General features: G+C 44.5%; 11 protein-coding genes. 3 read left to right on the forward strand and 8 right to left on the reverse strand.

Annotated elements, in window-relative coordinates; genetic code table 11:
* Window positions 1-2: 2 nt before the first annotated feature.
* From CEQ32_RS07105 to CEQ32_RS07140, 8 genes are all read right to left on the reverse strand, one after another.
* The gene (locus CEQ32_RS07105; RefSeq protein WP_055646751.1) at window positions 3-626 is read right to left on the reverse strand and encodes an energy transducer TonB; all 624 of its coding nucleotides are present in this window, start codon (window positions 624-626) and stop codon (window positions 3-5) included.
* A 1-nt stretch (window position 627) separates the two neighbouring features.
* The gene (locus tag CEQ32_RS07110; RefSeq protein ID WP_006081158.1) at window positions 628-1032 is read right to left on the reverse strand and encodes an ExbD/TolR family protein; all 405 of its coding nucleotides are present in this window, start codon (window positions 1030-1032) and stop codon (window positions 628-630) included.
* 13 nt (window positions 1033-1045) lie between these two features.
* Window positions 1046-1573: a MotA/TolQ/ExbB proton channel family protein gene (locus CEQ32_RS07115; RefSeq protein WP_081990911.1), complete on the reverse strand. Its 528-nt coding sequence runs from the start codon at window positions 1571-1573 to the stop codon at window positions 1046-1048.
* Window positions 1573-2928 carry a MotA/TolQ/ExbB proton channel family protein gene (locus CEQ32_RS07120; RefSeq protein WP_037417269.1) on the reverse strand — a complete coding sequence of 452 codons (1356 nt, stop codon included), beginning with the start codon at window positions 2926-2928 and terminating at the stop codon, window positions 1573-1575. The genes CEQ32_RS07115 and CEQ32_RS07120 overlap by 1 nt, the downstream gene beginning before the upstream one ends.
* A complete protein-coding gene (locus tag CEQ32_RS07125) occupies window positions 2928-3710 on the reverse strand; it encodes a DUF3450 domain-containing protein (protein ID WP_037417266.1) in 783 nt (260 codons plus the stop codon). Before CEQ32_RS07125 ends, CEQ32_RS07120 begins: the two co-directional genes overlap by 1 nt.
* A gap of 512 nt (window positions 3711-4222) precedes the next feature.
* A complete protein-coding gene (locus tag CEQ32_RS07130; RefSeq protein ID WP_088585757.1) occupies window positions 4223-7054 on the reverse strand; it encodes a TonB-dependent receptor plug domain-containing protein in 2832 nt (943 codons plus the stop codon).
* Window positions 7055-7335: 281 nt separating this feature from the next.
* Entirely contained in the window at window positions 7336-8544 is a 1209-nt protein-coding gene (locus CEQ32_RS07135; RefSeq protein ID WP_088585758.1) for a porin, read from the reverse strand.
* A 220-nt stretch (window positions 8545-8764) separates the two neighbouring features.
* Window positions 8765-11194, reverse strand: a complete 2430-nt coding sequence (locus tag CEQ32_RS07140; protein ID WP_088586958.1) for a DNA polymerase II — start codon at window positions 11192-11194, stop codon at window positions 8765-8767.
* Between the two features lie 140 nt (window positions 11195-11334).
* Between CEQ32_RS07140 and dinG the strand changes: the two genes are divergently transcribed.
* Genes dinG through CEQ32_RS07155 form a run of 3 tightly spaced genes read left to right on the forward strand, consistent with a single transcriptional unit; the run spans window position 11335 to window position 14849 of the window.
* Complete coding sequence (gene dinG, locus CEQ32_RS07145) at window positions 11335-13407, forward strand: ATP-dependent DNA helicase DinG (protein WP_122040747.1); 2073 nt, start codon at window positions 11335-11337, stop codon at window positions 13405-13407.
* A 9-nt stretch (window positions 13408-13416) separates the two neighbouring features.
* Window positions 13417-14190 carry a sulfite exporter TauE/SafE family protein gene (locus CEQ32_RS07150; RefSeq protein ID WP_088585759.1) on the forward strand — a complete coding sequence of 258 codons (774 nt, stop codon included), beginning with the start codon at window positions 13417-13419 and terminating at the stop codon, window positions 14188-14190.
* Window positions 14181-14849: a primosomal replication protein gene (locus CEQ32_RS07155; RefSeq protein WP_176370290.1), complete on the forward strand. Its 669-nt coding sequence runs from the start codon at window positions 14181-14183 to the stop codon at window positions 14847-14849. Before CEQ32_RS07150 ends, CEQ32_RS07155 begins: the two co-directional genes overlap by 10 nt.
* Window positions 14850-14854 lie beyond the last annotated feature (5 nt).

Below are 14854 nucleotides of genomic sequence, written 5' to 3' on the forward strand. Positions count from 1 at the left end.
TATTAATTGCCTCCTTTGTCTAAAGTGAAGTCAAGTTGTACTGTCATACCAGGTTGTTTAAGTGGCTTACCATCAACAATCTTTGGTTTGTACTTCCACTTTTTCAGTGCTCGTATTGCTTCTTTATCAAATAAACGTTTAGGTTCTGCTTGAATAACTTCAACGTCATCAACACCCCCTAACTCATTAATTGTAAAGCGTAATTGCACCCAACCTTCTTTACCATCACGAGCGGCTGCGATTGGATATTGTGGCTCGATACGAACGATTGGTGTTGCATCGCCGTCACGAGTCATCATATTACCCAGTTTAAAACCACCTGCACTATGACCACCAGTTTCGACAGCTCCCATATTGAACGACATAGACGTATCAATATTTGATGAAGTATCTGGTGGCGCAGTTTGAGGTTTCTCAGGCTGTGCTGGTGGTGGTGGCGGTTTAGGCACTACCCTTGGCTTATTCTGTGCTTTTGCATCCTGTCTATCCATGGTGATTTCAATTACAGGGGTCTCGGCCGATGTTTCAGCGCGTTGCGCCCCACCACCGACCAAGAACGCCATAAAAGCGAACAGACCAAAAGTCACAGCAGCACCAATAATGATTGATACTAGTGCTCTTAGCATATTAATCGTTCCCCGCAGATACCGAAATCTTATCTATACCAGCCGCTTTGACTTGGTCTAGAACTTTAACAACTAAGCCGTGCATTGCGTCTTTATCAGCCTGAATAAGCACTGCTGCTTCAGGCGCTTCAGCTAACATACGCTCAACGTTTGCTGTTACACGTTCGATATCAACCTGACGGTTTTCCATCATGATAACGCCAGTTTTGCTGACGCCAATGAAGATGTTAGCCGAAGGCTTTGAAGTCGCTTGTGATGCTTTTGGTTTGTTATAATCCAAACCAGATGGCTTCACGAATGACGTTGTTACAATGAAGAAGATCAGCATGATGAACACGATGTCGAGCATCGGTGTCATATCAATTTGCGCTTCCTCGTCTATACTGGAATGCTTTTTACGTGCCATGTTCAATCTCTCTCTAGTGGTGCGGCATGCTGTCTTTTAGCTTTTCTAAGCTGATTTTCATTTTGGCATCAAGGCGAGTACTGAAGAATACTCCCGATAATGCGGCAACCATTCCCGCCATAGTGGGCATTGTTGCCATTGAAATACCAGCCGCCATTAAACGAGCATTACTCGTCCCCTGAACTGCCATCACATCGAACACTGAAATCATACCGGTAACAGTACCTAATAAACCTATCATAGGACAAATCGCTACTAAGGTTTTAATGATCAGCATACGTGCATTCAAATCTTGCTTCGCTTGGGACAGCCAAGCTTCACGGATACGGTGTGCATACCAAGAGGTAGTTTCCTCTCTAGCATCCCATGCAGCTATGATTGCTTTATGTTGCTTTGGTGATATCCAATTTAGATACCAGTAACGTTCAAGCATCAATACCCACATTAAGAACAGCACAAACGCAACTAACCAGAGGACGTCGCCTCCGGAGGCCATGAAGCCCCTGACGGAATCCCATATGTCCATCAGGTGAATCATCATTAGTCAGCCCTCTTCTCAGCATGTGCTGCGATGATACCCGCACTTTGCTCTTCTAAAACTTGTACAATGGCTTTGCTACGTGCAACGACAATAGCATGCATTAACATTAGAGGCAGAGCCGCAACCAGACCTTGAACCGTCGTTACCAGCGCCATTGAAATACCGCCGGCCATCAGTTTTGGATCGCCAGTACCAAACAATTGGATACTTTGGAAAGTTGCAATCATACCGGTTACTGTACCCAATAGACCCATCATAGGTGCGATAGCAGCCAGTACTTTAATGATTGAAATACGAGATTCTAGTGCAGGCGTTTCTTTCAGAATCGCTTCATCAAGTTTCAACTCTAACGTTTCAACATCAACATCTTTGTTTTCTTGATACACTTTCAGGATACGGCCAAGAGCGTTGTTACCTGGTTTATCAACATTCTTACGTTGGCTGTTCACACGGGCGCCGATAATAGTCATGGTCACCAAACGTTCGATAGAGATCAACAGACCTAACGCTAACAAAATCATAATGATATAGCCGATTGTACCACCAGATTCAATACGGTCTTCCATACTTGCTTTGTTAGTGAAGATGTTTAACAGAACACCACGAGCAGGGTCGATGTAGAATGGTGCAGAACCAGAAGCGGTTTGTTCCCATTTACCAACAGCACTGACTTGGTAACCTTCTGGCTGTTGTGATAACTCTTGAATCAGACCCAATTCAGGATTGTAAACAACATATTTGCCATCAGCCGTTAGGTTATAAGCACCGATACGGTGGATAGTGGTATTTTTTACACTACCATCAATCGCTGTCACAGAACCTTCGAATTTAACAACCTTACCAGCTTGTACCATTTCGAATAACTGTTCTTGCCAGAATTGCTCTAACTCTTCAATTTTTGGTAACTGCTTACGTGCACCTAAATCAGCAACAAATTTGTCACGATTAGGATATTGAGCACTGACGTTTGAACTCGCTAATTTACCAGCGAAATCGCCTGCTTCACCTTTAACCACACCGAACATCTCACCCAAGTCACCTTGAGCAGTTTTCAGATCTTCTTCTAACTGGGCGATTTTGCGCTCATTATCTAAGAAGGCTTGGTTTAAATCTTTACCGCGTTGCTTTTCAGCCGCCAAAGCGTCTTTTTCACGCTTCAATAAAGCCGCTTTATCGCCACGCTCAGCTTGGAACTCTTGCTCACGCTTGCTGTTAACTTTGCCTTCAGCAGCGCGATCAACTTTAACTTGCTGCAATAATTGGTCGATGGTCTTAGGTGCATCAGCAGCGCTAGCCATACCAGCAGTTAAAGAAAAACTTGCAGCTAATACAGCTGTAGTAATTAACTTCTTCATTATTGTGCAGTCTCCGCAGCAGGAATTGGTAATGCGAATAGATCTAGAGCGCCTTGTTTACGGGCAATGCGGATACCTTTAGTCAGTTCACGCAGATAGCTGTCATCTAACTTATCCCAACCCTTAGTTTCTGGGTTGTACATCCAGCCAGTCTTTTGATCTAAGCTTTGTGCATACAGAGCAACACGACCCAAGTTAAAGAAGTCTACTAATACTTCTTTACCATCTAAGGTCAATTTACCTTGGTTAACTGCAACAGCACTACCATACTCACGCTCGATGCTGTACGCATCCAGGATCAAACGGTATTTTTCAGCTAAAGTCACTTCTGCTGTGTTTAAAAGTGTTTTTAACTCTTTAACACGGTTAGCACGGACTTCAGAGTTGAATGGCAAGTCTAATTGAACGAATTGTTCTAAAGACTCAACCATTTTAAACATTAAAGGCACAACGCCCTGACGCAGTTTATCTACACCATTAATGTCATTTTGAACTGCGTCCATTGTTTTTTGTTGATCAGCAACCAAGCTGGCAACGTAATCGTTATAGGACTTCAGTGACTCACGCTCATCAGCAACTGAACCATACTCAAAAAGCATGTCTTGTGCTTGATCGAAATACTTATCAACGTTCTTTTGCGACGCAGCAGCATCAGCATGGATCATACTATCCGCTTTCTGCACGTCGGTAAGAGGATCTGCAACTACTAAGTTGCTGCTCGCTAATGCCAGCACGCCAACAAGTGCAGTAGCGATTTTTGTTCTATTGCTTACCTTGGACATAGTTCCCAACCAATTTGAAGTGAATAAAAAAGTTAACTTACCAGCAACATCACTTTAAGCAAGACTTACTTTAGGAAATGCTTACCGTAAGCTCATCTTTCTCTTGTGATTCTTAGTTTTTTCTTCCCTTTCCTATGCCCTTACAGGCATAGACCCGCTGGCATCATTTCACAAAATGTTGACCTGTGTCAACATTCAGAACATGTAAAAACGAGTGTAAAGAAGTCTTAGTTATGAATTTTTTTACGGAAGATGTTTTTTTGAGCAAACACAAAAATTGGGTTAATAAGAGAGCCGTGAATTCGTCATTAACATCTGTTAATGCAATAAGATGTGTCAAAAGCCGCCCAACCTATTCAAGCTAAATTTCAACACATTGATAGTCAGACTGAGAATCATAGATAACGTAAAAAGCTGTACATATTCAACTAGCAACAGCAAAGGATCTTTCGTAATAAAAAAGCCGAACACTTTGCAGTGTTCGGCTCTGATACAACTAAGTTGATTTATGATTAGAACTTGGTAGTCGCACGTAAATAAATAAAGCGATCCATATTCACATCATACTCTGTAACAGAGAAGTTGTTTGTAGAAATGGCTTGGTTATTAGTTGGGCCTTCAGCTTGTGGCTTCTTAGCAAACAAGTTGTTAATACCTAGAGACACCTTAGTATTGTAAGCATCAATGTTATAACCGACAGAGACGTTATGAACCATATAGGCTTCTATTGTTTCTCTATAACCAGCATCCTTTAACTGTTGATAATATTTCTTATCTTCTGGAGAATCGGTTAAACCAGTGTAATAATCGTTATTTAATGGACCTACAAAACGTACTTTCCAATGTGCATCCCAATCACCCATTGCCCAATCAACCATTAAGTTTGACTTGAACTCAGGGAACCCACCATCACCAGTCTGAACACCGACGCGGTCAGTTCCATCAAATTCGTTTTTCATTACATATGCTACATCTAAAGATGCTTTAAATGAGCCAAACGAGGTTTCAGGGAAACGATACGCTGTAAAGAAGTCAATACCTTCTACATTGTATTCACCAGAATTCTGTAGGAAATTACGTAAGTCAACGATATTGCCTAAGCTATCACGATCGATATAGTTACAAGATTCAGGTTTAGTGCCCCTTGCGCACTCTCTAGCAATATCAACATGACCATAACGGCCAATTGCATCTTCAACTTTTATCTTATAGTAGTCTAAAGTAACTTCTGCACCCTCTAACCAAGATGGGTTATAAACCGCACCATAGGTAAACGACTCAGAAGTTTCTGGTTTAAGATCGGGCGATGAAACTTGCGAAATACGAATTTGAGTATTGGCTTGTCGATAGCCATCAGGCACACCAGCACATCCGGGCAATGTAGAAATATTAATCACATTACCTTTGTCATCTCTTGTATTACAAGGATCTGTCCAAGTTGGATATGAATCAGCATTACCCGCATACAAATCAGAGATAGAAGGAGCACGGTAGCCTTGAGCCCAAGTACCACGGAGCAACAGATCATCCATTGGACGGAATTCTGCCCCCACTTTACCAGTAGTGTTGTTACCATAAGCATCGTGGTCAGAAACCCGTACAGCTGGGGTAATTAATAAACTTTCTAATACAGGAATCGCTAACTCAACATAAGCTTCATCTAAACGGAAACCACCTGAAGTTGCATCACGTTGGTTACCTGAAGACTCACCAGTGACAGTTAATGGATCTGGCGTATCAAAACCAGATTCTTCACGGCGCTCAAGACCTAAAGCTAAACCAACAGCACCAGCGGGTAAATCAAATAGATCACCAGAGATGTTAAAGGTATAATCTTTCATCGCTAAACCTGAACGGCTAACACTGTCGAAAGTAATATAATCAACCATATCCTGGGTTACAGTGCCTGGCCCACCAAACAGGTTTAGTGCTACGCAGCCATTGCTTGCATTACAGTTATCGCCTAATGCTTGATTAATACGAGTTAAATTAAGTAGACCAGTGGTTAATACATCTTGGTTATTTTGACCGTAGATGTAGCTTGCACTCCATGTCCAGTTATCATCAATATTACCTTCTAAACCAAGCATCGCACGGTACGTGGTATCGTTTTGATTATATTGGCGAGAACCCGCCTCAATCATACGACGTTGTAAAGAATAAGGTACGTACCCCAAAGGTTTACCATTAGCAACAGCGCGAGCACTACTTCCGTAGAGTGTTTCACCGAATGGGTTATAGATGTTATTGGCACCAATATCCACACGACTCGCAGCCTCTCCCCATGAGGCACCTAATGTCAATGGCATAGGTGCTAATTCTTGAGATGACTTACGGTTGGTCATCATAAAGTCAGAAACAACTCTTAAATTGTCCGAAATATCATAAAAACCTTGCACATAGAAAGAATTACGGTTCTGTGGTGTAGACAAATAGTTATCAGGTGCATAGTTATACACATCAGCACCAGTACGAGGACGGAATTGGTCCGGTCCAACGTTAGTGCCTGTCCCTTCCTTCACCATAAGATTGTAAATACCAGTCTCAGGATTTGGTGTTGCAAGTGCGGCTAATGCATCTTGGTTTGCTTGATTTAGTTGCGAACCTTTGATTTGCAGACGCGTATTATCGGCAGTAGAACTGTAACCAGTATCCGAAATATCACGGTCTCCAGCCCAAATCGGTTGCTGAGTCACATGACTCATATTGAACAATAGCCCGCCTTTTTCAGAAACTGAACCCGCAGTAAAGTCAGCAGTATATTGGCGACCATCGTCATATTTAGCGTTTTGTCCACCATAGACAGAAACTTCAACACCTTCAAAGTTTTTGCGAGTAATAATGTTAACTACACCAGCAATAGCATCAGAACCGTAAACGGCTGAAGCACCATCTTTAAGCACTTCGATACGTTCAATTGCTGATGTAGGAATGGTGTTTAAGTCTACGGTTGAACCTAAAGAAGATATCCAGCGCTTACCATTAACTAATACCAATAGACGTTGTGCGCCAAGGTTACGCAGGTCCATGTTAGTAGAACCATCACCACCATTGTTAAAAGCAGTGTTTAATGCTGAACCAGCAGCTGGGATCGTTTGCAGGATATCACCAATACTGATCATACCAGTAGCTTCAAGCTCATCTCTATTCATCACAAGAACAGGACTTGCCGCTTCCATATCAGTACGCTTGATACGTGAACCAGTAACTTCAATACGTTCTACTTTTTTATCAGCACCAGCTTCATCAGCAGCCATTACTAATGGCACGTTTAGCGCGGTTGCTGCCACACCACCAATCAATGCAAAACGCACAGATTTGGCTAATAAGTTATTCTTATGCATTGTCTATCTCCCTGGACATATTATGTCTTTATTATAATCCGCTTATTTAATAAGCGGTTTCAAACAAAAGTACGTCGAAAACACGTCGCACTCGGCAGAAACAATAAAATCACATATAAACCCTTTAATCAACAAAAAATAAACAAATAAAACCAGCTGATGACAATATGCTCATTTTGAAAGCGAGATTCGTATGCTTTGAAATCTAAAAGCAAAAAACGCCAGTCATTACTGACTGGCGTTTTTGTTAAACTAAAGCCGTTTAAGGCGATGTTATGGTTTTAAAGAGTGTAGCGAATACCAATAGCGATGCCATCATCTTCTGACAATGACATTCTGGCTTCTTGGGCCTGATCTGCGCTGGTAAAGTCGCTGTAGTCTTTACGTGCTTCAACATAAAGAACTGTGCTTGGGTCCCAAACAAAGTGTAAGCCTACAACTACAAACTGGCGCTTAAACACATCGTTAGGATCGGCATTAAAGTTTGGTTGGATAACATAGTCTTTACCAGCATCCAGAATGTTATAGGAAACGAATGGGCGTAAACCATTGTCAAACTTATATGAAACTAAAGTTTCAACGCCATAGGCATCTTTAATCAAGCGACCAATGTTATCGGTATCATGGTTCTCTTCTTTGTGAACGTTGGCGGCAACATATAAACCATTCTTGTCGAAGTCACCCCAAGTAGCGCCCACACCATAGATTAAATCAACAGCGGTTTTTTGTTCACCTGTGCCATAGGCCACATCAAACTCACCACGGTTCATACCTGCCATTAAGCTGAGTTTATCGGTGGCTTTGTAAGTCAAAGATGCACCATAGGTGTAATCATAGGTAACCTGTTGTGCTTCTTTTTTACCTGCATTCCATTCTGCTTCACAGGCTTCTTCTGTGATATTTTCAATATCACAGGTGTAAAAGCTATTGTTTTTTAACTGAGATTGTACCGCAAAACTGAAGTCACCAAATGAGTTGCGGTATTGTACCGTTTTATCGCCACGACCTACGCCATTTACTGCGCCATCGTCTTTATTAAAGGTGTACACACCGGCAGCGTTTCCGTCCCATACAAAACCGTAGTTGGTGTTATAAACCACGTCATACCAAGCACCCCATTGTTTACCAATAGTGATCGTGCCGTATTTATCGTGACTGATACCAGCGTAACCTAAGCGGTTGTAGAAAAACTCATCTTGTACAGATTCGAAGCGGTTGTTATAGACAATATCGCTGCTGCCAACAGGGTTCACACCCCATTCCAATTTAGCAAAGGCGTTCCAACCGTGGGTTAACTCACGGCTGAAACCAAAATTAATTCGAGAAGCACCATTTACAACCTCAGTTTCACCTTGAGTGTTGATTACACGCGCATCAATAAATCCCCCTATCTCGACTGCATTTTTGTCATCTTTGTAGATTTCGATTGCAGATACAGTTGGCGCAAGAAAGAGTGCTGCTAACGCAGTGGCGACTATCGTTTTGTTCATTTGGTGCTTAACCTTTTCGTTTATGTTTTATCAACGTCATTCCGTTGTTATATTTCCTTACAATTTCCCACTGAGAGTAGCAAACTTTCAATAAACACACCAAGGGAAACCTAAGTATTCTGTAGATAAATATCACAAAAACTGACTGATTAACCGCTGTAAAACAGGTTAAAACACTATAAACACCCGTTAAGCAAACACAAATAAAACAACATAAACATTAAATTAACAGCAGCTGTTTAGAGACAATGTCTGTGTAATTCAATTTCATTATTGAAAAAATAGGCTCTGCAATGGGACTAATTTGCTTATCTATGTAGTATTGATAATCAATTGTAGACGATCTATGCGAAACCGGTTCAGGACCGTTTACAGTAATCACATAATCAATCTGTGCCCCTCGCTTGCCAAAGGATGCCTTTCCTGTTAATTCACAAAGTTGTCGCGCGACTTTCACATGGGGAGAAGACTTGGCCGTGTATTCATCTAAATTCCGGCGCATGCGTTTGCTAAATACCAGCTCATCATCGCGCTTACCAGCCAGCAGCTCAGCAATCACATCCGTCAAATAGCCACTAATATCCCGTTGGTTAAACATGCGCTCATAGAGTTCAGCCTGCACCTTACGCGCCAAAGGGCTCCAATCACTGCGAACCTGCTCCATCCCCTTAAAAGTGATTTCCAGCGCGCCATTTCGATTGCGCCAAGCACCGACATAACGCTTCTTACTACCCTCCTCCGATCCCCTCAAGGTCGGCATAAAAAACTGTTCGTAATGGCGCTCAAACTGTAGCTCAAGGAAGCTTTCTAGCTGAAACTCCTTTACGATTTTACTCTGCCATTGTTGATTGATTTGCGCGGCAATCTGCTTACCTAAGGCATTAATATCACTGAGATCAGGATCAGAGCCCAAATAGACAAAGGTGGAATCCGTGTCCCCATAAATAACTTGATAACCCATTTCCTCTATCCAAGCGCGAGTCTGTTTCATTATTTGATGACCGCGCATGGTGATGGAGCTTGCCAGTTTCGCATCATGGAACACGCAGCCTTGGGAGCCTAAAACCCCATAGAGCGAATTCATGATGATTTTAATCGCTTGCGATAAAGGCGCATTCGCCTCCCGCTTGGCTTTTTCGCGTTGTTCTGAGAGATTTTGGATAAGTTTTGGCAGGATCGGTTGATACCGACTAAAACGAGCCCCTAAAAAACCGGGAACGATTTCAGACTCGTCCAAAATATGTTCCTCGTTATCTAGACCTTCAATGAGCCCTTTTGGATCGATCAAAAAAGTACGAATTATCGATGGATAAAGACTTTTAAAGTCAAACACTAAAATATGCTGATAAAAACCCGGGACTGAATCCATTACATAACCGCCAGGGCTTTCAATCCCTTGACTTGCAGGCTCTGCGGGCGCGACGAAACCCGCTCTATGTAAATGCGGTAGATACAAATGGTTGAATGCGGCGACCGAGGCGCCTACCCGCCCCAGTTCTAATCCCGTTAACTCGGCGCGAGCGAGGGCAAAATCCCACAACTGAGTATGCTCAAAAATATCCCACACTAAGCGACTATCGGTCAGATTATAGTGAGCAAGCTCTTGTTTATTTTCGGTAAATAGCGCATCAATCTCTTGCGCTCGATTTTCTACATCATGAATCGCTTTGCCTTCACCTAGTAGCGCTTGGGCGACAAACTCCAAGGAGAAGCGCTCGAATTGATAAAAGGCCGCCTTTAACCAATCGATACCATCGAGCACCACTCGCCCCGGTAAACTTAAGGTTTCTGGCCGAAATTTATTCTCAACTTTCCACTCAAGGAGCGCGCCTTCTCGACCAATACGCAGCGGGATCCGGTGCAGCAACGCACGCCGATATAGCAGGGCCAAGTCAAAGGTCACCACCGACCAACCAATGATCACATCGGGATCAAACTCAGTAAACCAGGCGATGAGACGATGGATAAGCGCTGCCTCATCGTTCACCCATTCGATATAGATTGCAGCGTCTGGCTGCGCCTCGCCCACCATAATGACTTTTTCATAGGGCTGAGATTGCGCATCGCGTCCATAAAGGGCCACGGAATAGAGTAATCCTTCAAAACTACATTCAAAATCGAGGGAGATTGAACGCAATTTTATTTCCGGCTGCGGTGCAACGGCTTTTGCTCGTACAGCGCTAAAAATGGGCAATTGTTCATCTATGCCAGCATTGCTGACAAAATGCCCTAAAAATGCCACATCGAGCGCCACAAAACGCTCGATTAAAAAACGCTGCTCGGGACGGATATCCGCCTCAAATAAGGGAATACCAGCATCCGTCGCTATCCGCTGTAAATGACGAAACACACTGCTCGACTGGGCATAAATCGCCGCAACGGCTTGTCTTTTAAAGCTTTTAAGTGCAAGCGGTACAAAGCGCAGCGCCAGCCCCGGCGTTTGTAACTGCAATGCCGCCATATCGCTTTGATGACAAAAACAAATGTACTCAGAGCCAGGTAACTCCACCAGCACAGGGCCTGAAACGGTGGCGAGATAATACTGCAGCACAAGCGTTGCACCGCGCGTAATAGCATGGCGCGTGAGGACGCGTCCCTGTACACTCACTGGCGCAGCCGTTTCAGGCGGCAGACTCTCGGGGGAATTCAACTGCGGTTTCACTCTAGGGCTCTCGCTGCTTATTGATTCTCGGGACACAGAATAAAATTGCCATAAAATGGCAGAAAAGTTTCTTAGGCTATGCAATCACTGTTATTATGTACAGCATTAATTCGATAAAGTAGTGCCGCATGTTACCTGACAACGTAAAAAACCAGATCCGCGCTATCTATAAAGATATTGCCGCCGCTTTGCCTAATTTTAGGCCACGCCGCGAGCAAAATTTTATGGTGGCAGAAATCTCTAAGACTCTTGCTGGCGACTATGACAAAGATAGACGCATCATAGTGGTCGAAGCGGGTACGGGGATTGGTAAATCATTGTCTTATATTTTGGGCACCATTCCGCTTGCACTTGCGAGTAAGAAAAAGGTCTGTATCGCCACGGCAACCGTGGCGCTGCAGGAGCAGTTACTGCACAAAGACTTACCATTTTTTCTCGAACAATCAGGGCTAAACTTTCGCTTTGGTCTGGTAAAAGGGCGCCAGCGTTATGTCTGTTTATCTAAACTTGCCATGCTGATCGGCGATGATAACAGTACCCAAATGGCCATGTGGCAAACAAAGCCTGATAACAGCCAAATAGCCATGTTGCAGGAGCTGCTAAGCGACTTTAATGAAGGCCGTTGGAACGGTGAAATCGATACGTTATCGACACCGATACCGGACCATCTCTGGCAACAAATCGCCTGCGATAAACACAGTTGTCATCGGCAACTCGCCAGCCATCGTAATTGCCCGTTTCACAAGGCCCGCGAAGATGTGGATACTTGGGATGTACTGATCGCCAACCACAGTTTGCTGTTTGCCGACTTAGAGCTGGGCGGCGGGGTGATTTTGCCCGATCCCGAAGACGTATTTTACGTCATTGACGAAGCCCACCACTTACCTATCGTCGCGCGGGACTTTTCTAGCGCACAGGCAACGCTTAGAGGTGCCGCCGACTGGCTAGAAAAAGTCGGCAAGACCAGCGCTAAGTTACAAAATCAGATAAAGAGCAACAATATCATCGCCCCAGCGCAGGCGATGCAGGATCATATCGGTGACTTAATCGCTCAGCTCAATCAAGTCGCCCACTTCTGTGATACCCAGACCAAGCAGTTTGCTAATCCCGAGAGCCGCTATCGGTTCGAACACGGCAAATTGCCCGATGCACTGAAAATCCCCGCCGAAAATCTCGCGGCCACCTCCAATCTTGCCCTCAAGCAATTTAACAAGATGCAGTTATTGCTGGCCGAGGCGATAAAAGATGGCGACATTCCTAAGCACCAAGCGGAAGCGCTACAGGCCGAAATAGGCTTTATGTTGCAGCGACTCGAAAACCTGCAAAAGCTCTGGAAAATGATGGCAAAGGAAGATTCTACTAAAGGCGCGCCCCTCGCCCGCTGGATTGAATTGCTCACAGGCAAACAGGTCGATTACTTGTTTAGTGCCTCGCCGATTGAAGTCGGTTTTATGCTCGAATCTATGCTGTGGCAAAAGGCGGCTGGCGTCGTGCTGTGCAGCGCAACGCTGCGGGCGCTGAATAACTTCGACCATTTCGCCCATCAAGTGGGATTATCGGTAAAGGACGGCAGTCGTTATCTCGCCCTGCAATCGCCCTTCGATTATCCGAATAACGCCACGCTCTACTTACCTAAGATGAAAACCGAGCCGACGGACGATGCCTATACCGCAGAGCTTGCCGAACAGATTCTAGAGTTGATTGAAGGTGAAATGGCCACCTTAGTGTTGTTTGCGTCTTACTGGCAAATGGAGAAAGTGGCTGAATTGCTCGAGGGCAAACTCACGCAGGAAATCCTTATTCAAGGTAATGCACCACGCCAGCAATTGCTTGAGACCCACAAAGCCAAGTGTGACAAAGGTGAGCCGAGTATTTTGTTCGGCACAGGCAGTTTTTCTGAAGGTCTGGACTTACCCGGAGATTACCTCACCAACCTCATCGTCACTAAGCTGCCCTTTGCGGTGCCGACATCGCCCGTTGAGCAAGCCCATGCCGAGTATGTGAAAATAAAGGGCGGAAATCCGTTTCTGCAACTCACCATTCCAGATGCATCGCGAAAGCTTATCCAAAGTTGTGGTAGATTACTGCGTAAAGAGCAGGATTATGGCCGAGTCACTATTCTCGATAGACGATTAGTGACCAAACGGTACGGCAAATCCTTGCTAGACGCTCTGCCCCCCTTTAGACGAGTCATTGAGTAGGATTAAGATTTGGAGTTGTTACTCGAGCCCAGTAACTGGGCCCTGTTGGCTATCATTGGCTTAATTGCAGGTTTTATCGATGCCGTAGTCGGTGGTGGAGGCCTGCTCTCCATTCCTGCCCTGCTCACCCTCGGGATCCCGCCCCATACAGCCTTAGGTACCAATAAATTTGCCGCCAGTTTTGGCTCCTCCATGGCGGCTTGGACCTATTATCGCCAGCATCTGCTCAAACCCAGTTTTTGGTATATGGCGTTTATCGCCACCTTTATTGGTGCGGTGCTCGGCAGTGTGTTGGTGTACTTGTTAAATGCACAGTGGCTTGAAAAAGCCTTACCACTGCTCATTATTGGCATCGCGATTTACAGCCTGCTGAGCCCAAATGCCATCTCGGATACCGATTGTCAGGCACCGACAAAAGCCCAATCTAAACTCAAACAAAGTCTGCAAGGGCTCCTGCTGGGTGGCTATGATGGTTTTGCCGGCCCTGGCATTGGCGCCTTTTGGACTGTGAGTTCAGGCGCTTTATACAAACTACCGCTGTTGCATAGCTGCGCGCTTGCCAGAGCCATGACCTTTACCAGTAACTTGACGGCGCTGGCGATCTTTGGCTTTCTAGGGCAAGTCTATTGGCAAATCGGCCTGTGGATGGGGTTATCTATGATGCTCGGCTCCTTTATCGGCGCCCGCTGTGCGATAAAATTTGGTATGCCTTTTATTCGGCCTTTATTTATATTAATTGTCCTGTCAATTGCCGCTAATCTGGCGTGGAGCGCATGGTTTTGAACACTTCGCAGCTAATCAGCACGTTGAAAAATCAGCTCACAACGCTTGAGCAAGAAGTACTGCAACATGACAGTCATCTTGCGCCGAGCCAGCGTAAACTTCTGCAGGATATTGAGCGCTTTAATCAGTCGCTGTTTATTCAAAATGGCGCCCAACTCATGCCTTGCATTGAACAAATTCGTAATAGTATCGGTCAGTTAGAGAAGCAAATCGCCCTAAAACTCGCGCCGCAAACCATCGCCCTAAGCTGTGAACGTATTCAAGACCGTTTTACCGCGGTTAAACGGGCGCTACTGACGACCTCAATCGATATAAAGTCTAAAAATCAACAACGTGCCAGTAAACGTGCGCGTTTTGCCCAACAACAGACCCAATCGCACCAAGCCAGTGGGTTTGCTTGGATTGCCAGCAATGTGTTACAAAATAGCCACGAAATCTATGCCGAACTGAATAAGCATCTGAATTGGGCTAAGAAATTTGAACAAAAAATTGCAGAAATGGAATCAAAACTTGAAAACTGTCATAGTGCTGACAAAATCCGTTTGCAAAATGACATCCTTTTGATGCATCGTCGTTTGGGTAAATGCAGGCAAGCCATCAGTTATATCGAAGATCGCATTCAAGCATTCGAACGTCCGCATCAGAGTCATAATCGTTAAGGAGC

The organism is Shewanella sp. FDAARGOS_354 (assembly GCF_002209245.2).
GTDB classification, from domain to species: domain Bacteria; phylum Pseudomonadota; class Gammaproteobacteria; order Enterobacterales; family Shewanellaceae; genus Shewanella; species Shewanella xiamenensis.